The sequence below is a fragment of the Streptomyces sp. NPDC052299 genome (assembly GCF_040679335.1).
In the GTDB taxonomy this organism is placed as follows: Bacteria; Actinomycetota; Actinomycetes; order Streptomycetales; family Streptomycetaceae; genus Streptomyces.
In genome coordinates, this window is record NZ_JBFAUP010000009.1 from 62,618 (window position 1) to 85,763 (window position 23,146).

Annotated in this window: 21 protein-coding genes; 13 read left to right on the top strand and 8 right to left on the bottom strand. The window is 73.5% G+C overall.

Annotation, left to right across the window (positions count from 1 at the left end; translation table 11 throughout):
• Positions 1-3: 3 nt before the first annotated feature.
• Positions 4-1,323, bottom strand: coding sequence for a 3-oxoacyl-ACP reductase (locus AB0L33_RS17070; protein ID WP_365682106.1), 1,320 nt, complete (start codon positions 1,321-1,323; stop codon positions 4-6).
• A gap of 76 nt (positions 1,324-1,399) precedes the next feature.
• Here AB0L33_RS17070 and AB0L33_RS17075 point away from each other — a divergent pair, with 76 nt between their 5' ends.
• Together AB0L33_RS17075 and AB0L33_RS17080 are read left to right on the top strand one after the other, a co-directional pair.
• Positions 1,400-2,677 carry an acetyl-CoA C-acetyltransferase gene (locus AB0L33_RS17075; RefSeq protein ID WP_365682107.1) on the top strand — a complete coding sequence of 426 codons (1,278 nt, stop codon included), beginning with the start codon at positions 1,400-1,402 and terminating at the stop codon, positions 2,675-2,677.
• 106 nt (positions 2,678-2,783) lie between these two features.
• Positions 2,784-4,697, top strand: coding sequence for an AMP-binding protein (locus AB0L33_RS17080; RefSeq protein WP_365682108.1), 1,914 nt, complete (start codon positions 2,784-2,786; stop codon positions 4,695-4,697).
• A gap of 7 nt (positions 4,698-4,704) precedes the next feature.
• Here AB0L33_RS17080 and AB0L33_RS17085 read toward each other — a convergent pair whose 3' ends face one another.
• Complete coding sequence (locus tag AB0L33_RS17085; protein ID WP_365682109.1) at positions 4,705-5,427, bottom strand: helix-turn-helix domain-containing protein; 723 nt, start codon at positions 5,425-5,427, stop codon at positions 4,705-4,707.
• Positions 5,428-5,688: 261 nt separating this feature from the next.
• Between AB0L33_RS17085 and AB0L33_RS17090 the strand changes: the two genes are divergently transcribed.
• From AB0L33_RS17090 to AB0L33_RS17100, 3 genes are read left to right on the top strand one after another with little or no spacing between them, the layout of a single operon-like run.
• Positions 5,689-6,357 carry a DUF4097 family beta strand repeat-containing protein gene (locus tag AB0L33_RS17090; protein ID WP_365682110.1) on the top strand — a complete coding sequence of 223 codons (669 nt, stop codon included), beginning with the start codon at positions 5,689-5,691 and terminating at the stop codon, positions 6,355-6,357.
• Between the two features lie 37 nt (positions 6,358-6,394).
• Positions 6,395-7,369 (top strand): ATP-binding cassette domain-containing protein, encoded by a 975-nt coding sequence (locus AB0L33_RS17095; protein ID WP_365682111.1) that lies wholly within the window; start codon positions 6,395-6,397, stop codon positions 7,367-7,369.
• Complete coding sequence (locus AB0L33_RS17100) at positions 7,366-8,142, top strand: ABC transporter permease (RefSeq protein ID WP_365682113.1); 777 nt, start codon at positions 7,366-7,368, stop codon at positions 8,140-8,142. Before AB0L33_RS17095 ends, AB0L33_RS17100 begins: the two co-directional genes overlap by 4 nt.
• A 24-nt stretch (positions 8,143-8,166) precedes the next feature.
• Here AB0L33_RS17100 and AB0L33_RS17105 read toward each other — a convergent pair whose 3' ends face one another.
• Genes AB0L33_RS17105 through AB0L33_RS17115 form a run of 3 tightly spaced genes read right to left on the bottom strand, consistent with a single transcriptional unit; the run spans position 8,167 to position 9,660 of the window.
• A complete protein-coding gene (locus AB0L33_RS17105) occupies positions 8,167-8,655 on the bottom strand; it encodes a hypothetical protein (RefSeq protein WP_365682115.1) in 489 nt (162 codons plus the stop codon).
• Entirely contained in the window at positions 8,652-9,164 is a 513-nt protein-coding gene (locus tag AB0L33_RS17110; RefSeq protein WP_365682117.1) for a sigma factor-like helix-turn-helix DNA-binding protein, read from the bottom strand. Before AB0L33_RS17110 ends, AB0L33_RS17105 begins: the two co-directional genes overlap by 4 nt.
• The gene (locus AB0L33_RS17115; RefSeq protein ID WP_365682119.1) at positions 9,154-9,660 is read right to left on the bottom strand and encodes a DUF3995 domain-containing protein; all 507 of its coding nucleotides are present in this window, start codon (positions 9,658-9,660) and stop codon (positions 9,154-9,156) included. Before AB0L33_RS17115 ends, AB0L33_RS17110 begins: the two co-directional genes overlap by 11 nt.
• Before the next feature lie 218 nt (positions 9,661-9,878).
• Between AB0L33_RS17115 and AB0L33_RS17120 the strand changes: the two genes are divergently transcribed.
• The 4 genes from AB0L33_RS17120 (at position 9,879) to AB0L33_RS17135 (ending at position 13,610) form a co-directional block, all read left to right on the top strand.
• Entirely contained in the window at positions 9,879-11,126 is a 1,248-nt protein-coding gene (locus tag AB0L33_RS17120) for an MFS transporter (protein WP_365682121.1), read from the top strand.
• Between the two features lie 70 nt (positions 11,127-11,196).
• Positions 11,197-12,027: a hypothetical protein gene (locus AB0L33_RS17125; protein WP_365682123.1), complete on the top strand. Its 831-nt coding sequence runs from the start codon at positions 11,197-11,199 to the stop codon at positions 12,025-12,027.
• Between the two features lie 119 nt (positions 12,028-12,146).
• On the top strand, positions 12,147-12,977 hold the full coding sequence (locus AB0L33_RS17130; RefSeq protein ID WP_365682124.1) for an LLM class F420-dependent oxidoreductase: 831 nt from the start codon (positions 12,147-12,149) through the stop codon (positions 12,975-12,977).
• Positions 12,978-13,013: 36 nt separating this feature from the next.
• Complete coding sequence (locus tag AB0L33_RS17135) at positions 13,014-13,610, top strand: hypothetical protein (RefSeq protein ID WP_365682126.1); 597 nt, start codon at positions 13,014-13,016, stop codon at positions 13,608-13,610.
• Between the two features lie 10 nt (positions 13,611-13,620).
• Here the strand turns inward: AB0L33_RS17135 and AB0L33_RS17140 are convergent, their stop codons facing one another.
• Entirely contained in the window at positions 13,621-14,118 is a 498-nt protein-coding gene (locus AB0L33_RS17140) for a class I SAM-dependent methyltransferase (protein WP_365682128.1), read from the bottom strand.
• A 170-nt stretch (positions 14,119-14,288) separates the two neighbouring features.
• Between AB0L33_RS17140 and AB0L33_RS17145 the strand changes: the two genes are divergently transcribed.
• On the top strand, positions 14,289-14,936 hold the full coding sequence (locus tag AB0L33_RS17145) for a DUF4333 domain-containing protein (RefSeq protein ID WP_365682130.1): 648 nt from the start codon (positions 14,289-14,291) through the stop codon (positions 14,934-14,936).
• A gap of 34 nt (positions 14,937-14,970) precedes the next feature.
• Here the strand turns inward: AB0L33_RS17145 and helR are convergent, their stop codons facing one another.
• Positions 14,971-17,157, bottom strand: a complete 2,187-nt coding sequence (gene helR, locus AB0L33_RS17150; RefSeq protein ID WP_365682132.1) for an RNA polymerase recycling motor ATPase HelR — start codon at positions 17,155-17,157, stop codon at positions 14,971-14,973.
• Between the two features lie 248 nt (positions 17,158-17,405).
• On the opposite strand from helR, the gene AB0L33_RS17155 reads away from it, so the two are divergent.
• From AB0L33_RS17155 to AB0L33_RS17165, 3 genes are read left to right on the top strand one after another with little or no spacing between them, the layout of a single operon-like run.
• Complete coding sequence (locus tag AB0L33_RS17155) at positions 17,406-18,815, top strand: protein kinase (RefSeq protein ID WP_365682134.1); 1,410 nt, start codon at positions 17,406-17,408, stop codon at positions 18,813-18,815.
• Positions 18,816-18,850: 35 nt separating this feature from the next.
• Positions 18,851-21,433 (top strand): bifunctional FO biosynthesis protein CofGH, encoded by a 2,583-nt coding sequence (locus AB0L33_RS17160; RefSeq protein WP_365682136.1) that lies wholly within the window; start codon positions 18,851-18,853, stop codon positions 21,431-21,433.
• A gap of 43 nt (positions 21,434-21,476) precedes the next feature.
• Positions 21,477-22,097: a hypothetical protein gene (locus AB0L33_RS17165; protein WP_365682138.1), complete on the top strand. Its 621-nt coding sequence runs from the start codon at positions 21,477-21,479 to the stop codon at positions 22,095-22,097.
• Between the two features lie 12 nt (positions 22,098-22,109).
• Here AB0L33_RS17165 and AB0L33_RS17170 read toward each other — a convergent pair whose 3' ends face one another.
• Complete coding sequence (locus tag AB0L33_RS17170; protein ID WP_365682140.1) at positions 22,110-23,030, bottom strand: aminoglycoside phosphotransferase family protein; 921 nt, start codon at positions 23,028-23,030, stop codon at positions 22,110-22,112.
• Between the last annotated feature and the right edge of the window lie 116 nt (positions 23,031-23,146).

Here is a 23,146-nt window from a genome sequence, read left to right on the forward strand (position 1 = left end):
GGGTCACGCACCCAGCAGGCTCTGGCCGCAGACCCGGACGACCTGGCCGTTGACGGCGGCGGACGCGGGCTGGGCGAACCAGGCGATGGTCTCGGCGACGTCGACCGGGAGGCCGCCCTGCGCGAGGGAGTTCATCCGGCGGCCCGCCTCGCGGATGAGGAGCGGGACGGCCGCGGTCATCTTCGTCTCGATGAAGCCGGGGGCGACCGCGTTGACCGTGACGCCGTGGTCGGCGGCGGCGCGCGGGGCCAGCGAGCGGACCAGGCCGATGACGCCCGCCTTGCTGGCCGCGTAGTTGGTCTGGCCGTTGTTGCCGGCGATGCCCGCGATGGAGGCGGTGGCGACGATCCGGCCGCCCCGGTTGACCGCGCCCGCCTTCAGCAGCGCGTCGGTGGTGCGCAGGACGCTGTCCAGGTTGACGTCGATCACCTGGGCCCAGCGGTCGGCGGCCATGTTGGCGAGCCGCCGGTCGCGGGTGATGCCGGCGTTGTGGACCAGGACGTCGAGCCCGTCCGGCGCGGCGGCGGCGATGCGTTCGGCGGCGTCCTCGGCGGTGATGTCGAGGGGGAGCGCGGTGGCGCCGAGGCGGTCGGCGGTGCGCACCAGGTCCTCCTGGGCCTGTGGCACGTCGAGGCAGATCACCCGGGCGCCGTCGCGGGCCAGGACCGAGGCGACGGAGGCCCCGATGCCCCGGGCGGCGCCGGTGACCAGGGCGGTCCTGTCGGCCAGCGGGGCGGCCCAGTCGCGGACCGGGCCGGGGGTGGCGTCGGTGACCTCGATGACCTGGCCGCTGACGTACGCGGACCGGGGCGAGAGCAGGAAGCGCAGGGTGGACTCGGCGGAGGCGACGGCGGACGGGGTGATCCGGACCAGCTGCACGGTCGCGCCCTTGCCGATCTCCTTGCCGAGCGAGCGCGTGAAGCCTTCCAGGGCCTGCTGGGCGGCGGCCTGGTGGTGGTCCTCCGGTGACGGCCGCACCCCGAGGACGACGACCCGGCCGCCCGGGGCCAGTGAGCGGACGACCGGGTGGAGGGCGGCGTGCACCGCGCCCAGCCCGGCCGCGGTGTCCACGGCCGTCGCGTCGAGGACGAGCGCGGCGGGCCGGTCGGCGCGGGCGACGACCTCCAGGCCGGTGGCGGTGAGGAGCGCGGCCACCTCCTCGGTGACCGCGGACGCGCCCGCGGTGAGGTGGAGGACGGGGCCGGTGAGCGTCGGCGTCTCCAGGGTCCAGCGGCGCAGCCGGGCGGGCTGCGGGAGACCGAGCTTCCGGGTGAGGAACTTGCCGGGTGCCGTGCCGGTCAGGTGCAGATAGCGGTCGGCCATTGTCCAGACTCCCTGCTCGGTCGTAGATTTACTCTGGAGTAAGGTTACTCAAGAGTCAGGAGCTGGTCGAGATGAGTTGGTCGAGTTGATTCCCCTCGCACTCCCGCAGCCCCGCCGCGTCGCGGTCATCGGCGGCAGCCGCATCCCGTTTGCCCGCTCCGACGGGCCCTACGCCCAGGTCTCCAACCAGCAGATGCTGACCGCCGCGCTCGACGGCCTGGTCGAGCGATTCGGGCTCCAGGGCGAGCGCGTCGGCGAGTTCGCGGCGGGCGCGGTCCTCAAGCACAGCCGCGACTTCAACCTGGCCCGCGAGACGGTGCTCGGCTCGCGGCTGGATCCGCGCACCCCCGCGTACGACGTCCAGCAGGCGTGCGGCACGGGCCTCCAGGCGGTGATCGCCGCCGCGAACAAGATCATGCTGGGGGCCATCGACTCGGCGATCGCGGGCGGCACGGACACCACCAGCGACGCCCCGCTCGGCGTCAACGACGAACTGCGCCGGCTGCTGCTCTCCGTCCGGCGCGCGAAGTCGGCGGGCGCCCGCGCGAAGGCCCTCACGGGCGTACGCCCCCGGCACCTCGTCCCGGACATTCCGCGCAACGCCGAACCCCGCACCGGGCTCTCGATGGGCGACCACGCGGCGCTCACCGCCCGGCAGTGGGACATCGGCCGCGCGGAGCAGGACCGCCTCGCCGCCACCAGCCACCAGCGGCTCGCCGCCGCGTACGAACGGGGCTTCCTGGACGACCTGGTCGTCCCGTACCAGGGCCTGGAGCGCGACCAGAACCTGCGTCCGGGCTCCACGGTGGAGAAACTCGCCACGCTGAAGCCCGTGTTCGGCACGGACCGCCCCGGTGCCACGATGACCGCGGGCAATTCGACGCCGCTCACGGACGGCGCCGCGACGGTGCTCCTGGCGAGCGAGGAGTGGGCCGAGGCGCACGGCCTGGAACCGCAGGCGTACCTCTCGCTGTACGAGACCGCCGCGGTGGACTACGTGAACGGCGAGGACGGGCTGCTGATGGCGCCCGCGTACGCCGTGCCCCGCCTGCTGGAGCGGGCCGGGCTCGGGATCGAGGACTTCGACCTCTTCGAGATCCACGAGGCGTTCGCCTCCCAGGTGCTGGCCACGCTGGCCGCCTGGGAGAAGCAGGGGCTCGCGCCCGTCGACCGGGACCGGCTGAACGTCGCGGGCTCCTCGCTCGCCACCGGCCATCCCTTCGCCGCGACGGGCGCGCGCATCGTCGCCACCCTCGCGAAGCTCCTCGCGGAGCGGGACGGCCCGGGCCGCGGGCTGATCTCGATCTGCGCGGCGGGCGGCCAGGGAGTCACGGCGATCCTCGAACGCGTGTAGCAGGGCGGTGCGTGGCGCGGCCGGGCCGCCAGGACGAAGGTCCCCCGCCCCGCACCCCCGTACGACAGCAGCGAACCCGCCCGTCCCCCTTGCCGAGGAGCCGCACGTGTCCACGCCACCCGCACCTTCCCCCGCATCCGCCGTTCCCGCCCTGGTCGAGCCGACGATGGAACGGGACGCCCACGGCACCGTCCGGCAGGTCTCCGTACCGGCGTTCGCGCCGCCCGTCCGGCGCGGGTCGCTCGCCGAGATCCCGTTCGACAACGCCCGCGAGGCCCCCGCCGACGCCGTTCTCAGCCGCAAGCAGCCGGACGGCAGCTGGCAGGACGTGTCCGCCGCCGACTTCGCCGCCGAGGTGCTGGCCGTCGCCAAGGGCCTGATCGCGGAGGGGCTGCGCGGTGGCGACCGGATCGCGATCATGGCGCGTACGACGTACGAGTGGACGCTGCTCGACTTCGCGGCCTGGGCGGCCGGACTGGTCACCGTGCCGATCTATCCGACCTCGTCCGCCTTCCAGGCCCGCTGGATTCTCCAGGACTCCGGGGCCGTGGCCTGCGCGGTCGAGACCGCCGACCAGGGCCGGATCATCAGCCAGGAACGGAAGCAGCTGCTCGGGCTCGCGCACCTGTGGCAGTTCGACACGGGCGCCCTCGGGCGGCTGAAGAAGCTCGGGCAGCACCTCCCGGACGACGTGGTCGCCGAGCGCCGCGCGACCCTGGAGCCGGAGACTCCGGCGACCCTGATCTACACCTCGGGGACCACGGGCCGGCCGAAAGGGTGCGTGCTGACCCACGGCAATTTCTTCGCCGAGGTCGACAACGCCATCGAGCTGCTGCATCCGGTCTTCAAGTCGGTGAGCAAGTACCCCGCCTCGACCCTGCTGTTCCTGCCGCTGTCGCACGTCTTCGGCCGGATGGTCGCGATCGGCTGCCTGCGCGCCCGGGTCCGCCTCGGCCACGCGCCGTCGATCCGGACGGAGGACCTGCTCGCCGACCTGGCCGGCTTCAAGCCGTCGTTCCTGCTGGCGATCCCGTACGTCCTGGAGAAGGTCTACAACACGGGCCGGGCCACCGCCGAGAAGATGGGCCGCGCCTCCTCCTTCGACCGGGCCGCCCGGATCGCCCAGCGCTACGGCCAGGCCGTCGAGGCCGCCGAACACGGCACCGGCCCCGGCCCCGGCCTCGGGCTGCGCGCCGCCCGGGCGCTGTACGACCCGCTGGTCTACCGCCGCATCCGGGCGGCGCTCGGCGGGCACGTCCGGTACGCGATCTGCGGCGGCTCCCCGCTGGGGCGGCGGCTCGCGGCGTTCTACGCGGGCGCCGGAATCCAGATCTTCGAGGGCTACGGCCTGACCGAGACGACCGCCGCCGCCACGGTCACCCCGCCGCTCAAGCCCCGCCTGGGCACGGTCGGCTGGCCGATGCCCGGCACCGCCGTACGCATAGCCGAGGACGGGGAGGTGCTGCTGAGCGGCGGGCAGGTGTTCCAGGGGTACTGGGACGCGGAGCGCGGGGCCGCCGTGCCCGTGGCGGCCGGCGGCTGGTTCGCGACGGGGGACCTGGGCGCGCTCGACGACGACGGCTACCTCACGATCACCGGCCGCAAGAAGGACATCATCATCACGTCCGGCGGCAAGAACGTCACCCCGGCCCCGCTGGAGGACTGGCTGCGCGCCCATCCGCTGGTCAGCCAGTGCATGGTCGTCGGTGACAACCGCTCCTTCGTCACGGCCCTGATCACGCTGGAGGCGGACGGGCTCGCGCACTGGTGCCGGATGCGCAAGAAGCAGGACGTCCCGATGCGCGACCTCGTCCACGACGAGGAGCTGCGCACCACGCTCCAGCGCGCCGTGGACGAGGCCAACCGCCTGGTCTCCCGCGCCGAATCGATCCGCAAGTTCACCGTGCTGCCGGTGGACTTCACGGAGGAGGCCGGGCACCTCACCCCGTCCCTGAAGCTGAAGCGGGACGCGATCGCGCGGGACTTCGCGGGGGAGATCGAGGCCCTGTACCGGAAGTGAGGCCGCGTCAGGCCGGGGGCTCCGGGGCCTTCGTGTGGAGGATGGCGCGGGCCTGCTCGGCGGCGCGCGCTATCGACTCGGAGACGAAGTCCAGGTAGCGGGACATGTTCTCCAGGCGGGCGCCCGCCGCCGTGTCCGCGCCGAAGACGGGGACGCCCTCGCGGGCGGTCGTGGCGAGCTGGGCGGTCGAGTGGGCGCTCGCCATCATCGACTGGTGCATGATGTCGTCGTCGACGACGTACCGTTCGCGGCGCCCCTCGCGCTCCCGGCGGACCATGCTCTGGGTCTCCAGGAACGCCACCGCCTTGGACACGGAGGCCGGGCTGACCTTCAGGCGGGCGGCGAGCTCGCCGGCGGTGAGGCTGCCGCTGTCACTGAGGATCAGGGCCGCGAGGACCCTCGACATCATCTGGGGTGCGCCCGAGGCCGTCAGGACGGTCGTGAGGATCTCCTCGTACGCGCGTACCGCCTGGGCGTCCCGGCCGTGCGGCTGCGGGTCCGGGCGCGCGTCGCGGGGCGCGGAGCTCTTGCGCCGGTGGGCGCGCTGCTCGGCGGTGCGGTGGGCGACGTCGGCGCGGTAGCCGGCGGGACCGCCGTTGCGCGTCACCTCGCGGGTGATGGTCGAGGTGGGGCGGTCCAGCTGCCGGGCGATCTCGGCGTAGGCCAGGCCGTCGGCGAGGCCCCGGCCGATCTGGCGGCGTTCCTGCTGGGTGAGCCTGCCTCCCGGCATCGCGTACTCCTTCGTGGCGCGGGCCCGGCCGTGCGGTGGCCGGTGGGCCGACTATAGCGTTCGCCGACAGTTCATTGCAACGAATCCTCGCTCTCCCGTTGCGTTATGTCTGAGCTCATTGCTCCAACTTCTCTATTCTGACGTGCGGTTACGCGGATCTGGCGCAACAAGTGTGTTGCCGGGATCGTGAACGCAACGTAGCGTTTCTCTCATCGGAAAGCGCGAGTCGCTCGGACTCGCACACCGCACAAGGAGCGCATCATGCAGAAGTTCGACACCCCCGCCGTCGTCACCGCCCACGTCGACATCTCGGCCGGCCACATCCGGTTCATCGCCGCCGACCGCACCGACACCGTGGTCGAGGTCCTGCCCGCCGACGCCTCCAAGAGCCGCGATGCGAAGGCCGCCGGCCGCGTCGAGGTCGCGTACGCCGACGGCGTCCTGAACATCCGGACCGCCAAGGAGGGGCGCAACCGGCTCCTCGGCGAGACCGGCTCCGTCGAGATCACCGTCCAGCTGCCCGCCGGGTCGCACGTCGAGGCGAAGGCCGGGGCCGCCGAGTTCCGGGGCGTCGGGCGCCTCGGGGACGTCGTCTTCGAGGGCGGATACCGCTCCGTCAAGGTGGACGAGGCCGCGAGCGCCCGGATCTCGGCGCACGACGGTGCCGTGATCGTCCGCCGCCTCACCGGCCCCGGCGAGCTCAGCACCCAGCGCGGCGACGTGACCGTCGAGGAGGCCACCCGCGGCGAGCTGATCCTCAGCACCCAGGCCGGCGACATCACGGTCGGCGCGGCGCGCGGGGTCCCGGCCGTGCTCGACGCGGGCACCGTCGTCGGCCGCATCGACAACGCGCTGAGGAACGACGGCGCGCCCGGCCTGACCATCCGGGCGACCACCACCAAGGGCGACATCACCGCCCGCAGCCTCTGACCAGCCCCCACCCCGTAGAAGCAAAGGAGCCACACCCATGACGAACCCGGCCATCGCGGCGAACGGACTGCGCAAGGCGTACGGCGAGAAGACCGTGCTCGACGGGATCGACCTCAGCATCCCGGCCGGAACGGTGTTCGCGCTGCTCGGTCCGAACGGCGCGGGCAAGACGACCGCCGTCAAGATCCTCTCCACACTCATCCCACCAGGCCAAGGGTCGGGCGCGATCAGCGTCGGGGGCCACGACCTGGCCACCGACCCGCAGGCGGTGCGCGCCGCCATCGGTGTCACCGGTCAGTTCTCCGCCGTGGACGGCCTGATCACCGGCGAGGAGAACCTGCTCCTGATGGCGGACCTGCACCACCTGCCGAAGGCCGAGGGGCGGCGCGTCACCGCCGAGCTCCTGGAGCGCTTCGACCTCACGGACGCGGCGAAGAAGCCCGCGTCCACCTACTCCGGCGGCATGAAGCGCCGCCTCGACATCGCGATGACCCTCGTCGGGAATCCGCGCGTGATCTTCCTGGACGAGCCGACCACCGGGCTCGACCCGCGCAGCCGGCACAGCATGTGGCAGATGATCCGCGGTCTGGTGGGCGACGGCGTGACCGTCTTCCTCACCACCCAGTACCTCGAAGAGGCCGACGAACTCGCCGACCGCATCGCCGTCCTGCACAACGGGAAGCTGGTGGCCGAGGGCAGCGCCGAGGAGCTGAAGCGGATCGTGCCCGGCGGGCACGTCAGGCTGCGGTTCAGCGACCCCGCCGCCTACCGCGAGGCGGCGGCCCACCTCGGCGGTGACGCCGTCCGCGACGACGCCGCGCTGGCCCTGCAACTCCCCAGCGACGGTACGCAGAGCATTCTGCGCTCCATCCTCGACCGGCTGGACGCCGCCGGGATCGAGGCCGACGAGCTCACCGTGCACACCCCCGACCTGGACGACGTGTTCTTCGCCCTCACCGAGGCCGACACCTCCGCCACCGTTCCCGCCCCGACCAAGGAGTCCGTCCGATGAGCACCTTCTCCCTCGCCGTGCGCGACTCGTCCACGATGCTCCGCCGCAACCTCCTGCACGCCAGGCGCTACCCCTCGCTCACCCTCAACCTGCTGCTCACCCCGGTGATGCTGCTCCTGCTGTTCGTCTACATCTTCGGCGACACCATGAGCGGCGGCGCGGGCCGCGACGCGTACATCGCGTACATCGTGCCCGGCATCCTCCTCATGACCATCGGCTCGACCACCGTCGGCACCGCCGTCTCGGTCTCCATGGACATGAGCGAAGGGATCATCGCCCGCTTCCGCACCATGGCCATCCACCGGGGCTCGATCCTCTTCGGCCATGTGGTGGGCAGTGTCCTGCGGACGCTGATGAGCGTCGTCTTCGTCGGGGCGGTCGGGGTGGCCATGGGCTTCCGCTCCACCGACGCCACCGTCCTGGAATGGTTCGGCGCCCTCGGACTGCTCGCCCTGTTCGCCCTGGCCTTCACCTGGATCGCCGTGGGCATGGGCCTGGGCAGCCCCAACGCGGAGGCCGCCAGCAACAACGCGACGCCGCTGATCCTGCTGCCCCTGATCTCCAGCGCCTTCGTCCCGCTGGACTCGATGCCCGGCTGGTTCCAGCCGATCGCCGAGTACCAGCCCTTCACCCCGGCGATCGAGACCCTGCGCGGGCTGCTGCTCGGTACGGAGATCGGCAACAGCGGCTGGATCGCGCTCGGCTGGTGCGTGGGCCTCGCGGTCCTCGGCTACTACTGGTCCAGGGCGCAGTTCGACCGGGAACCGAAGTAGGAACCGCTCGGCCGGCCGGGAACCTCACCCCGGCCGGCCGACGCGCGCGTCCAGGCGGGCCAGCACCTTGCGGCCCGCCCTTCGCACGCCCACCGGGACCAGCGCCGCCCGCCCCGGCACCCGCACCCCGCCCGTGAAGGCGACCAGGGTGTGCCCGGGGCGGGCGGCCGACGGCGTGGCCGCGATGCCGATGAGCACGAAGCGGCTCTGGAGCCACAGCCAGCCGGGCCGCCGCACCCCGTGGAAGCGGGCGCGCATCCCGAACCGGCTGCGGGCCACCGCCTCGACCCGGTCCCCGTCGGCGCGGGTCAGCCGCAGCCGCCGCATGTCGGGGACCAGGAGCGCGAGTTCACCGCCGATGTCGGCGAGCAGGGGCTCCACGGCGGCGCACGGCGCGGCGATCTCGCGGGTGGTGACGCGGGCGCCGGGCACCCCGGCCGCGAGGACGCGGAGGCGGCGGACCGGGTCCAGGGGGGCGGCGTCGGGCCACCGGTCGAGCGGGGTCTCGGTCATGACGTCCATGCCTTCCGGAAGGAGTCCCGGGCGCGGGACAGACGGGACTTGACGGTGCCGACGCGGAGTCCGAGCAGGGCGGCGGCGGACCGTTCGTCCAGCCCCTCCACGTCACGCAGCACGAGCACGGCGCGGTGCTCCGGGCTCAGCCGGGCCAGCACGTCCCCGATGTCGGCGGCCAGCTGGGGATCGCCGCGCTGGGGCAGCGTCGCGAGGTCGGCGGGCACGGACCGGGCCCCGCGCCGGGCGACCCGGACCGCCTCCCGGCAGGCGATCGCCCGCACCCACCCGTACAGCGCGGCCGGTTCCCTCAGCGAGCGCAGGCCCCGGAAGACGGCGACCAGGGTCTCCTGGACGGCGTCGGGCCCGTCGGCGAGCGCGATCGGGGCGCAGATGCGGCCGGCGTACGGGGCGAGGACGTCCAGCAGCTCGTTCATGGCGAGCGTGTCGCCGCGCTGGGCGGCCACCACCAGGCGGAGCGCGCGGTTGCGTTCGGCGTCATCGGGCACGGACGGGGGTCTCCTTCCCGGTCGCCGTGCGGGGCGTGGCGGCGGTCTCTTTTCCGGCCGCCACCCGGAGCGCGGCGGCGGCGAGCAGCAGGCAGAGCGGTGTGTACAGGACCCGGTTGAGCAGCTGGAAGGTCTCCCCGGACGCCGCGTCCAGCCCGGTGCGCAGGCCCACCGCCCAGCCGATGCCGACGAGCCCGCGCAGCGCGGTGCCGCAGGCGACGGCGAGCGTACCGGCCTGGAGGAGGCGTCCGGACCGGTGGGTGCCGCCCAGCCGCGCGCGGGCGGCGACCAGGGCCGCGCCGCCGAACAGCGCTGCGGCCAGCGGCAGTACGACGGGCGGGGTGAACGGGGCGTCGATGCCGAGCACCGCGTACGAGAGGGCCCGCGCGTCCCCGGCGGGCCAGGTGCTCCCGGTGGACCAGAGCACGTGCAGCAGCCCGTCGGCGGTGAGGACGCCGGCGACGGTCAGGGCGGCGGCGCGGGTGGTGAAGGCCATGGTGACTCCTCGGTGGGGGAGGGCGGCAGGACGCCCGGATCACCCCACAGAGGAACCGGGACGCGGATTCGTTCCGGCGCCTTGCGGACTTCATTTATCTCGCTTTCAAGCATCTTGACATCAAGAGAATATCCGGGCAGGCTTCCGCGAGTCGATAGGTCTCTTGATGTCGAGATACTTGGGGGTACGGCGTGGGGCGGGTCCGGGAACAGGCGGGGTTGCTCGCTCAGCTGCGGAACCCGCCGGGCGGCAGGGACGCCCGGATCATGCTGCGCGCCCTGGCCGTCGACCGCACCGGCACCGGCCTGTGGGCGGCCTCCTCGGTCCTCTACCTCACCTTCGTCACCCACCTCAGCGCCCAGCAGATCGGCGTCCTGCTCGGTACGGCGGGCGTCGCGGGCATCGCGGGCTCCCCGCTCGCCGGGCGCCTCGCGAGCCGCTTCCCGGTGCGCCCGCTGCTGATCGGCTGCCACCTGCTGCGCCTGGTGACACTCACGCTGGTGCTGCTCTGTACGCGGTTCGAGGCGCTGCTCGTCGTGGTCGCCGTGACGTATCTGGGGGACAGGGCGGCCAAGACCCTGGAGATGCTGTTCGCCACCCGCGCGGCGGGCGAACGGCGCGCCGCCTACCAGGCGTTGTCCCGCAGCGCCGCCAACGCGGGCTACGGGCTGGGCGCCGGACTCGCCGCGATCGGCCTGGCGGCCGGAACGGCGGACGCGTACCGCGCGCTGATCCTCGGCAACGCGCTCTCCTTCCTCGTCGCCGCCGCGCTGGTGTGGCGTACGGGGGAGCCGGGCGGGGCGGTGAAGGCGGCCCGGTCCGGGGCGGGCCCGTCGAGCGCCACGAGTCCCTGGCGGGACCGGGGCTACCTCCGCTTCGTGCTCCTCGACATCCCGATGAACCTGGACGACTCCGTGCTCGGCGTCGGCCTCCCGCTCTGGCTCGTCACCCGCACCTCCGCCCCGCACGCCCTCGTCCCGGCCTTCCTGGTCATCAACACCGTGCTGGTCGTCCTGCTCCAACTCACCGTCTCCCGCCGGGCGGAGGGCCCGCGCGGAGCGACGCGGGCGGTGCTGCTGTACGGCGTCCTGCTCTTCGCCACCTGTGCCCTGCTGGCCGCGTCCACCGGTTGCGGCACCTGGGCGGCGGCCGGGGCCCTGCTCGCGGCGGCGGTCCTGGTCACGACGGCGGAGCTGATGCGCTCGGTCAGCTCCTGGGAACTGGCCGTCCTGCTCGCCCCGCCGGACGAACGGGCCGCCTACCTGGGTGTGGCGGGCATGTCCCAGTCCATCCAGAAGTCGGCGGGCCCGCCGCTGCTCACGGGCGTGGTGATGGCCGCGGGGCCGGGGGGATGGCTGGCGCTGGGAGTGGCGGTGGCGGGGCTGGCGGTGTGGCAACGGCGGGGTTGCGAGCGCCGGTTGCGGGCGACGGGCTCCCTCGATGCGGTGGCCGCGCGCGTGGGCTGAAGCGCCCCGCTCTACGCTGTGCCGACGCGCCCGCCCCGGAGGCCGGGGCGGGCCGCGATGAGGAGGGGACATGCGAAGACACGTGCTGTGGAGCACGGTGGCCGCCGTGGCGGCCATGACCGTGCTCGGCACGACGGCGGCCAACGCCGAGGGGCGGGGCGACATCCGGGTCACGAAGGGGGTGACCAACAACGGCAAGAGTGTGATCGTGGGAGTCAGCAGGGACGTGACCTTCCCGGTCAAGCTGACGGTCAAGGACGACTCCGGTGTGAAGAGCCTGCGCGAGATCTGGGCGAACAGCTCCACGACGCACTGGGGCGCCCCGCCGGAGTGGGACGGCGCCACCTGCAAGAAGGTGAGTGCCACCACGTCGGAATGCACGGCGACCATGCGTTTCGTACCGGAGTACATGCCTGGCTACAGCGAGGAAAACGCCAACGGCGCGGCCGGCCGTTGGTGCACATACGGCAACGTGAAGGCAAACGACGGCGACTACTGGATCTTCGACTGCGTCGCCCCGTTCAGCCTCAAGCGCGCCACGACCCTGACCGCCGCCGCGACCGGCCCGAGCCCGCTCACCGGCGGCAAGCAGGTCAAGGTCACCGGCACGCTGAGCCGGGCCGACTGGGAGGCGCTGAAGTACCGGGGATACGCCGGTCAGAGCGTCCAGCTCCAGTTCCGGAAGGCGGGCGCGAGCGCGTACCAGACCGTGAAGACGGTGAAGACGAACAGCACGGGCCGCCTCTCCACGACGGTGACCGCGAGCGGTTCGGGAAGCTGGCGCTGGTTCTACCCCGGTACGTCCACCGCCGCACAGATCGCCTCGGCCGGTGACACGGTGACGCTGGGACCGGCGACGATGCGCGCGCCGTACGTCATGCACGCGGCCACCCGGGGCTGACGCTTCTTTGGAGGCGGCCGGGTGACCGCGTACCCGGCCGCCCGCCTGTACGGTCTCGGTTTCACGCCCCTGACCGCATACGTTGGAGCGTCACGGGACAACGACGGAGGTGCCTTCGTATGCGGATCGCCACCACGATCTTCCTCACCGACGAGACGATCACCCCGGTGCGGCTGGCGCACCAGCTCGAACAGCGCGGGTTCGCCGGGCTGTACCTGCCCGAGCACACCCACATCCCGGTGAGCAGGGACACCCCCTACCCGGCGGGCGGCGAGCTGCCCCGAGAGTACGGACGCACCCTCGACCCCTTCGTCGCCCTCGCCCAGGCCGCGGCGGTGACCGAGCGGCTGGCCCTGGGCACGGGCATCACCCTGATCGCCCAGCACGACCCCATCGACCTGGCCAAGCAGATCGCCACCCTGGACCACCTCTCCGGGGGCCGCTTCACCCTCGGCATCGGCTACGGCTGGAACGTCGAGGAGGCCGCCGACCACGGCGTCGAGTGGTCCACCCGCCGCCGCCTGGGCCGCGAGCGGCTTGCCCTGATGCGGGCGCTGTGGGCCGCGGAACCCACGGCGTACGAGGGCGAGTTCGGCTCCGTACGCGCCAGCGAGGCGCACCCCAAGCCGCACCGCCCGCAGGGCCCCCGCACCCTGATCGGCGGCGCGGCGGGCCCCGGGCTGTTCGCCCACATCGCGGAGTCCGCCGACGGCTGGCTCCCCATCGGCGGCAGCGGCCTCACGGACTCCCTGCCCCGCCTCCGTACCGCCTGGGAAGCGGCGGGCCGCGACCCGAAGGACCTCCACGTCGTCCCGTACGCCGTCCTTCCGTCCCCCGGCAAGCTGGCCCGCTTCGCGGACCTGGGCATCGAGGAGGTCGTCCTCCAACTGCCCCCGGCCGAGGAGCCGGAGGTGCTGCGGACGCTGGACGCGTACGCGGCGTATCTGTAGGACCCGCTGTTGCTCCGCCCCACGAGAGGGACCCCTGTGGACACCACCTACGACGCACGGCTGGCCGCGTTCTCCCGTGAGCGGCTGGACGGGCTGCCCGTGCCGGACGACCTGCGGGTGCTGCTGCTCGCGCACTGGGAGGGCCGCACGGACTTCGACCACCTGCTGGGCCTGGAGCACTTCGAGGAGGGCGAGCTCCATCCCTTCCTGGACACCGGCTACCTGAGCGAACAGGAGCTGGCCGACCCGGAGATGCAGGCCGTCAACGCGGGGACGGCGCGGATGGTGGAGTACGTGAAGCTCGTGGCCAAGGGCGGCAAGGGCTGGGTCGGGTACTGGGTCCATCCGGACGAGCCGGGACAGCGGCCCATCGAGCTGGACACGGAGTTCACCCTCTGGCAGACGACCGGCTCCACCCTGACGGAGGCCCTCGCCTTCGAGCAGTCCGCCTTCCAGGACGAACCGGACGAGCACGTCGCGTTCGGGCAGCTGGCCGCCGAACTGGCCGCACTGGGGCTCCCGCTGGGCACGACGGACTACGACGCGCTGGACGACAGCGACTTCGTGGTGGACCCGGAGAAGCTGATGGAGACCCTGATCGAGGCGGAGCGCGCCGCGCGCGGGCTGGGGTGACGAGCGGCGCTCAGGACCGGCGCGCCACGAACACGAACTCCAGGCCGGGGCGGTCGGGCGCCTCGCGGATGTCCTCCACGGTGTAGCCCTCCCGCGTCTCGAACACCAGCCGCCCTCCGGGGCGCAGTGCCTCGTGGGCGCCCCGGAGCGTGGCCCGCCAGTCCCCGGGCTCCACGATGGCCTGGGCCACGTTCGCGGTCATCGTCGCGAGGTCGACGCGCAGGGGCGGAAGGGTCGTGGCGTCACCGCAGATCCAGCGGACGCGCTCACTGCCCGGCTTGGCCCGGGCCACGTCGATCGACGCCCGGGCGGGATCGACACCGACGACCTCCTTCCCGCGTGCCGCCAGCAGCAGGGCGAAGACGCCCGTCCCGCAGCCGATGTCCAGTACGCGGTGCGCGTCGAACTCCTCCGCCATCCGCACATACGCGTCGAGGTCGCCGCGGTCCGGGTCGAGCGGGTCGTAGAGCGAGGCGAGGAGCGGGTGGGCGAAGCAGTCGTCAGCCATGGCGTCGAACGTATGCGGGGCCCGACCGGGCGGCGAGTGGGTTTCGAGCGCGCGCTGGCGGTGGATGTACGGCCGGGGGCCGCTCCCCGACGGTTTCGGTCGTCCGTTCGGACCCCGGTGATAGCTTGGCAGGCCAGTTCTTGGCGTGTACATCGATGCTTGGGGGACCCATGAAGCAGTCCGTGCGGAGTCGGACGGTGGCCGGAGCGGCGGCCGGGACGCTGGCGCTGTTCTTCGTCTCGGGCTGTTCGTTCAGCTTCGGGGGCGACCTGGTCGTCAAGAAGGAGGAGGTCGCCAAGCAGGTCTCCGCCGGACTGGAGAAGCAGGTCGGGCGCGCGCCCGAGGACGTGACCTGCGAGGACGACCTCAAGGGGAAGGTCGGTGAGTCGGTGCGCTGCACGCTCACCGACGGCGGCAAGAAGCTCGGCGTGACGGCGACCGTGAAGTCCGTCGACGGTAAGAAGGTGAACATGGACTTCAAGGTGGACGACAACGCCGGAGCAGGAAGCGGCGCCTCCGCCGACCCCCAGCCCAGCGACTCCGCCCAGCCGTCCGACCCGGCGGGTGCGGACAGCGCCTCCGGCTCCGTGGACAAGGCCGAGGTCGCCCGCCAGGGCAAGGCCGCCCTCGCCGCCCAGGTCGGCAAGCAGCCCGACGCCTTCTCCTGCCCGGAGAACCTGCCTGCCAAGGTCGGCGCCACGATCCGCTGCCAACTGGCCGACAGCGGCAAGCAGTACGGAGTGACGGTCACCGCGAAGTCGGTGGTCGGCGGCAAGGTCAACATGGACTTCAAGGTGGACGAGACGCCGGGCGGCTGAGGGGCCGGGCCGGGCACCCCAGCGCGGTGAGGCCCTACGCCCCCGTCAGCACCACCAGCTCCCGCGTCGCCCGTGTCATCGCCACGTACCGGTCCACCGCCCCGCCGACCCCCTCCCCGAAGGACTCCGGCTCGACCAGGACCACGAGGTCGAACTCCAGGCCCTTGGAGAGGGACGGCGTCAGCGCGCGGACCCGGGGCGACGGCGGGCGGAAGTCCGCCGGGGCGCCGATGACGCAGGCGGTGCCCTCGGAGTGGGTCGTCAGCCAGGTGGCGAGGACGGCGGGCAGGTCCGTGACCGGGCCGTGGGCGACGGGGATGCCGCTGCCGCGGATGGACACCGGGACGTTGGCGTTCGGCAGGGCGGCCCGGATGACCGGCTCCGCGGCCGTCATGATCTCCTCCGGTGTGCGGTAGTTGACGGTCAGCGACGACAGCGTGATCCGGTCGAACCCGGCCCGTTCCAGCCGCTCCCGCCACGACTCCGTGAAGCCGCGCCGGGCCTGCGCGCGGTCCCCGACGATCGTGAAGCTGCGCGAGGGGCACCGCTGGAGCAGCATCTGCCATTCCGCATCGGTCAGTTCCTGCGCCTCGTCCACCACCACATGGGCGAACGGGCCCGCCAGAGCGTCCCGTTCGGCGGTGGACAGCGCGTCCGGGTCGAGCAGCGTGTCCTGGAGGTCCCGGCCGCGCAGCATCCCCACCGCGCCCTGGCTCTCGTCGATCTCCGCGTTCTCCAGGAGGCTGTCGATCGCCTCGGCCCGGCGGGCCCGCTCGGCGGCGGCCGTCGCCTCGTTCCGGCGCCTGCGGCGGGCCGCGTCCGGGTCCCCGAGCCGCTGCCGGGCGGCGTCCAGGACCGGCAGGTCGGAGACCGTCCACGCCTGGGGCTCGGAGCGCTGGAGCCGGGCCACCTCCTCGCGGGTGAGCCAGGGCGCGCAGGTGCGCAGATAGGCCGGGACGGACCAGAGGTCGCCGACCAGCTCCGCCGCGTCCAGCAGGGGCCAGGCCCGGTCGAAGGCCGCCATCAGCTCGCGGTCGCGCAGCAGCGCCCGGCGGACCAGGTGGTCCGGGACGTCCTCGTCCTGCCGGTCCGCGTGCTTGTCGGCCAGGATCGTCAGGATCTCCTCCAGGACCGCGTCGCGCGCCTCGTTGTGGGGGACGCCCGGCGCCGACTCGAAGGCCACCGCCCACTCGGCGGCGGTCAGCCGGACGTCCGCCCAGGGCGTCGTCACGGTCAGGCCGTCGGACGGCGGCTCCTCGTAGAACGCGACGGCCGCCTCGACCGCCCGCACCAGCTCCGCCGACGCCTTCAGCCGGGCCGCTTCCGGATCGGGCTCCGGCACGGCCGCCGCGCCCTCCGGGACGAGGTCGCGCAGGGTGCACGTACGCACCCCGTCCTCACCGAGGCTCGGCAGCACATCGGCCACGTACCCCAGATACGGCTGGTGCGGGCCGACGAAGAGGACGCCGCCGCGCCGGTGCCCGAGGCGCGGGTCCGCGTGCAGGAGGTACGCGGCGCGGTGCAGGGCGACGACCGTCTTGCCGGTGCCCGGGCCGCCGTCCACGACCAGCGCGCCGCGCGAACCGGCCCGGATGATCGCGTCCTGGTCCGCCTGGATCGTGCCCAGCACGTCCCGCATCCGGGCCGACCGGTTGGTGCCCAGGCTCGCGATGAACGCCGACTGGTCGTCCAGCGCGGCGTGCCCGGCGAAGGCGTCCGGGGCGAACACCTCGTCCCAGTAGTCGCTGACCCGGCCGCCGGTCCACCGGTAGCGGCGGCGGCTCGCCAGGCCCATCGGGTTGCCGTGCGTAGCTCCGAAGAACGGCTCGGCGGCCGGGGAGCGCCAGTCCGTCAGCAGACGGCGGCCCTCGCTGTCCGTGAGGCCGAGCCGTCCCACGTACACCGGCTCGGAGCCGTCCGCCCCGGCCATGTGGCCGAGGCACAGGTCCAGGCCGAAGCGGCGCAGGGTGCGCAGCCGGGCGGTCAGCCGGTGGATCTCCGCGTCCCGGTCCATCCCCTGCCGCCCCAGCCCGCCCGGGGCGCGGCGGGCGGTGTCGAGGGCGGCGGTCAGTTCGGCGACGGTCTCCTCCAGGCAGCGCGCGATCGCCGCGAAGTGGAGCTCGTCCCCGGCGATCAGGGCCGGGTCCGCCTTGGCCGCGGCGCGGTCGCCGGTCAGCGCGAAGGAGCTCGTGGTGGCGGTGGTGTGCGTGGGTTCGGGCACTACGTGAAACTCCCCAATGCCGCAGGTGGCTGGCTCGGATCAGCGATTGTGCGGGACGAGGGGGGCCTTGCGGCAAGGCCCCCCTTGCGCTATACGTTGAGAGTGGCCGGAGGTGACTGTCCCTTCCCGGCCCGCCGGTGAACACACCCGGCAGCCCGCAGCACCTCTCCCGCCCCGCCCGTCCTGCCGCGTCATTGGCAGGCACACGGCATACTGGGCCGCCGGAACACGGGGGGAGCGCCGAGCACATGGCGTACGGAGCGGACGGGCCGGAGCTGCCCGAGCGGGTCGGCGGATACGCCGTGGAGCGGCAACTCGGCGCCGGGGGCATGGGAGTCGTCTATCTGGCGCGGTCCCGGGGCGGGCGCGCCGTCGCCGTGAAGGTGGCGCGGTCCGAACTCGCCACCGACGCGCACTTCCGCGAGCGGTTCCGCGCGGAGGTCGAGGCGGCCCGGAGCGTCGGCGGCTTCCACACGGCACCGGTGGTCGACGCGGACCCCGACGCGGCCGCCCCCTGGCTGGCCACGGCCTACATCCCCGGCCCCACGCTCTCCGCCCTCGTGGAGGCCGAGGGGCCCATGGACGAGCCGCGGCTGCGGCAGCTGGGGGCCGCCCTCGCCGAGGCGCTGGCTGCCATCCACCGCTGCGGGCTCGTCCACCGCGACCTGAAGCCGGGCAACATCATCATGGCGGCGGACGGGCCGCGCGTCCTGGACTTCGGCATCGCCAGGGCCCTGGAATCGACCCGGCTCACCGCGACCGGAATGGCCTTCGGGACGCCGGGGTTCCTCGCCCCCGAGCAGGCCCAGGGCCTCCAAGTCGGCCCCCCTGCCGATGTGTTCGCCCTGGGTGCCGTGCTCGTCGCGGCGGCGGGCGGCAGCGCGTTCGGGGCGGGGACGCCCATGGGGATGATGTACCGGTCGGTGCACGAGGCGCCGGATCTGGACGCGGTGCCGGAAGGCGTACGGGACGTGGTGGCGGCCTGCCTGGCGAAGGAGCCCGGCGACCGGCCCGGCCCGGATGCCCTGCTGGACCTGTTCGCGCCCGGCGGCCCGGCGTACGTCCCGACCATGCCCGTACGGTCGCGGCAGCCCGGGGAACCGGCCGACGCGACCCCGCCGAGCCTCGCCGCGCCCCCGGCCGGCGCGACGCCGCCGGGGCACGCCGCCGGGGCGACCCCCTCGCAGCACCCCCTCGCACCCGCGCCCCCCGCCTACCCGCCGGGCGCCGGGGCCCCGTCCCCGTACCCCCCGATGGCGCCGTCCCCCTACGGCCCGTCCCCGTACACGCCCTCGCCCTATCCGCCCGCCGCCGCGACCCACAACCCTTACGCACAGGGGCCCGGTGCGGGGCCCTGGCAGCAGGCGGGGCCCGGCGGGCCCGTCACCGACATCGGGTTCGTCGGCGTGGGCACCGACAGCTCGCTGGTGATCGACGCGCTGGGGGTCGAGTTCCAGGCGAAGAACGGCCTTGAACTGCAGTTCTCCTGGGCGGAGATCGGCCGGATCGACTACGCGGTGCGGGGGCCCAAGCTCCTCGCCGTCACCGTCCGCCTGCGCACCGGGGCCGTCCACACCTGGACGCTGGCCGCCCGGAACCGGGCCCGCCTGCGGGAATGGACCCAGGACCTGCCGCTGATCCTGGAGTACTACGCGTAATCCGGGCGCGGGACACCGCTCGTATGCTCGATGGCATGACCGATCCTCAGAGCGGACCCCCCACCACCAACTCGATGCGGCGCGCGCTCAAGCGCGCGCGTGACGGAGTGGCACTCGACCGGGCGGAGGCCGCCGTGCTGCTCCAGGCACGCGGTGACGACCTGAAGGATCTCGCGGCCTCCGCCGCCCGGGTGCGGGACGCGGGCCTGGAGGCGGCGGGGCGGCCGGGGATCATCACGTACTCCCGCAAGGTCTTCATCCCGCTGACCCGGCTCTGCCGCGACAAGTGCCACTACTGCACCTTCGTCACGGTGCCCGGCAAGCTCCGCCGGGCCGGGCACGGCATGTTCCTGTCGCCCGACGAGGTGCTGGCCATCGCCCGCGAGGGCGCCGCGATGGGGTGCAAGGAGGCCCTGTTCACGCTCGGGGACCGGCCGGAGGACCGCTGGCCGGAGGCGCGCGAGTGGCTGGAGGCCGAGGGCTACGACGACACCCTGGCGTACGTGCGCGCCATGGCGATCCGGGTCCTGGAGGAGACGGGGCTGCTGCCGCACCTGAACCCCGGGGTCATGAGCTGGACGGACCTCCAGCGGCTGAAGCCCGTCGCGCCGTCCATGGGCATGATGCTGGAGACGACCGCCACCCGCCTGTGGTCCGAGCCCGGCGGCCCGCACCACGGCTCCCCGGACAAGGAACCGGCCGTGCGGCTGCGGGTCCTTGAGGACGCGGGCCGGTCCAACGTGCCCTTCACCACGGGCATCCTGATCGGCATCGGCGAGTCCTACGAGGAGCGCGCGGACTCCCTCTTCGAGCTGCGCCGGACCGCCCGGGCCTACCACGGCATCCAGGAGGTCATCGTCCAGAACTTCCGGGCCAAGCCCGACACCGCGATGCGCGGGATGCCGGACGCGGAGCTGGAGGAGCTGGCCGCCGCGATCGCTGTCGCCCGGCACATCCTCGGCCCGTCCGCCCGCATCCAGGCCCCGCCGAACCTGGTCGACGCGGAGTACGCGCTGCTCATCGGCGCGGGCATCGACGACTGGGGCGGGGTGTCGCCGCTGACCCCCGACCACGTCAACCCCGAGCGCCCCTGGCCGCACATCGACGAACTCGCCTCCCGCACGGCCGAGTCGGGCTTCACGCTCCGCGAACGCCTCACCATCTACCCGGAGTTCATCCAGCGCGGCGAACCCTGGCTGGACCCGCGCCTGCTGCCGCACGTACGGGCGCTCGCCGACCCGGAGACGGGGCTCGCCCGCGAGGGCGCGATCCCCGAGGGGCTGCCGTGGCAGGAGCCGGACGAGGGGTTCAACGCTTCCGGCCGCACCGACCTGCACCGCACCATCGACACCGAGGGCCGCACCGGCGACCGCCGCGACGACTTCGACGTCGTGTACGGGGACTGGGAGGCGCTGCGCGAGGCGGCGGCCCCCGGCATGGTGCCGTCCCGGATCGACGGCGACGTGCGCGCGGCGCTGAGCCGGGCGGCGGACGACCCCACCCGGCTCACGGACGACCAGGCGCTCACCCTGCTGCACGCGGACGGCCCGGCCCTGGACGAGCTGTGCCGGATCGCGGACGCGCTGCGACGGGACGTGGTCGGCGACGACGTCACGTACATCGTCACGCGCAACATCAACTTCACCAACGTCTGCTACACCGGCTGCCGCTTCTGCGCCTTCGCCCAGCGCCGCACCGACGCCGACGCGTACACCCTCTCGCTCGACCAGGTCGCGGACCGGGCCGCGCAGGCGTGGGACGTGGGCGCGGTCGAGGTCTGCATGCAGGGCGGCATCCACCCGGACCTGCCCGGCACGGCGTACTTCGACATCGCGCGGGCGGTGAAGGAGCGGGTGCCCGGCATCCACGTCCACGCGTTCTCGCCGATGGAGGTCGTCAACGGGGCCACCCGCACCGGCATGTCGATCCGGGACTGGCTGACCGCCGCGAAGGAGGCCGGGCTCGGCTCGATCCCGGGGACGGCGGCCGAGATCCTGGACGACGAGGTCCGCTGGGTCCTCACCAAGGGCAAACTGCCCACCGCGACCTGGCTGGAGGTCATCAGGACCGCCCACGAGGTGGGCCTGCGGTCCTCCTCCACCATGATGTACGGCCACGTCGACCAGCCCCGCCACTGGCTCGGCCACCTGCGCACCCTGGCCGCGCTCCAGCAGGAGACCGGCGGCTTCACGGAGTTCGTGACGCTCCCCTTCATCCACACCAACGCACCGGTCTACCTCGCGGGGATCGCCCGTCCCGGCCCGACCGACCGCGACAACAGGGCCGTCACCGCGATGGCCCGCCTGCTCCTGCACCCGCACATCACCAACATCCAGACCAGCTGGGTCAAGCTCGGCACGGAGGGCGCCGCCGAAATGCTCCGCTCCGGCGCGAACGACCTGGGCGGCACGCTGATGGAGGAGACCATCTCCCGGATGGCCGGGTCGAGTTACGGCTCGTACCGCTCGGTCCGCGACCTGGAGGCCATCGCGGACCTGGCCGGTCGCCCGGCGAAGCCGCGTACGACCCTGTACGGCGAGGTCCCGGCGGAACGGGTGGCGGCGGCGGGCGCGTCGGACGGGCATCTGCCGGAGCTGCTGCCGGTGCTGGGGGACTGACCGGTACGGCCCGCCGGGCGGCCCGTACAGAGAGGACGCGTTCATGACCAGAAAGCTCGGAATCGCTCTGCTTCCGTGGCCGGAGCACACCCGCGCCGCCGTCCGGCTGCAGCAGGATCTGGGGGTGGGTGAGCCGCTGAGGCCCGTACTGAGCGAGGACGGCAACCTGCCCCACCTGACGGTGTTCCAGGGGCCGTTCGACCACCGGCTGGAGCCCGGGCCGGTGCTGGAGCGCATAGCCGCTTCCCTGAGCCTGCCCGCCGCGATATCCCTCGCCTCGGCCGGGCTCGTCCACCAGCCCTCCGGCTGGCTGTTCCTGTCGGTCGAGCGGCCGGTCCTCCTCGAGAAGCTGCAGGAAACAGTGATCGGCCTCGTCGAACCCCACCTGGACCGGGCAGCGTTCGACACCGCGCGGGACAGGGCGCACTTCACAGAAGCGGAGCGAGCCGGCTTCGCCCGGTACGGGTACCGCTACACCGGCGAGGCGTACGCCCCGCACCTCACACTGGGCCGGACCGACGAGGAGACGGCGGCCGCCCTCGCCCGGACCGGACCCCGGCACACCGCCCTGCCAGGAACCTGGATCTTCGACCGGCTCAGCTGCTACGCGATGGGCGAGCACGGTGCCCACGCGGAGACGCTGGCAGTACGGCCCCTCGGGTAGGGCGGTCGCCGCTCAGCCGAACTCCGCGTGGTCGGCCAGCACCGCGCCGACCACGCGGAGTTCGTTGGCAGCCCGCGCGGGGTCGTCCCCCGCATCCCCCGTCAGATTCAGCAGCGCCTTCCACAGCGCCCAGCCCCGCGCCCGGGCCCAGGTCCCCGCGTCCTGGCGGACCGCCGACCGGAACGCCTCGCGGCTGTCGCCGTCGAACAGCCCCCAGGCGATGACCAGGTCACAGGCCGGGTCGCCCACGCCCGAGGTGCCGAAGTCGATCACGGCGCCCAGTTCGCCGCCCCGGACCAGGAGGTTGCCGGAGGCGATGTCGCCGTGGAACCAGACCGGGTCCCCGTGCCACTCGGCGTCGAGGGCCGCCTCCCAGACCGCCCGCGCCCGGTCCCGGTCCACGCGGTCCGCCAGGGCGGCCAGGCAGCGGCGGGTCTCCTCGTCGTAGTACGCGGGGGAGGCGCCCCGGTACCAGCTGTGCGCGCCCGCCTCCGGACCGCCCGCCGGGTCGCAGCGCTGGAGGGCGCGGATGAACTCGGCGACCGAGACCGCGAAGCCGGGCAGGTCCGCGATGCGGCCGCGCGCCGCCGTCTCGCCGGGGAGCCAGCGCCGGACCGACCAGGGGAAGGGATAGCCCTCGCCGGGCGCGCCCAGGGCGAGGACCGGGGGGATGGGGACCGGCAGCGAGGGCGCCAGGCGGGGCAGCCAGACGTGTTCCTTCTCCACGGCGGGGACGTAACCGGCGGCGGTGGGCAGCCGGACTGTCATCGCATCGCCGAGGCGGTACGTGCGGTTGTCCCAGCCGTCGACCTCGACAGGGACCACGGGCAGGCCGCTCCACTGCGGAAACTGCGCGGCGATCAGCCGCTCCACGAGCGCGGCGTCGATGCCCGCGCGGCCGTCGGGACGGGCGTGGGGGAGGTGTGAGGGCATCGGGCGATCATCGCCCCGTGGGCCCGCGCGCCGCAACGGAATTCGACGCGCCCCGGAGCCGTACAAAAGGTTCCGGCCCCTCGGCCCCCGCGCCTGTTCGATTACAGTGCTGCGCA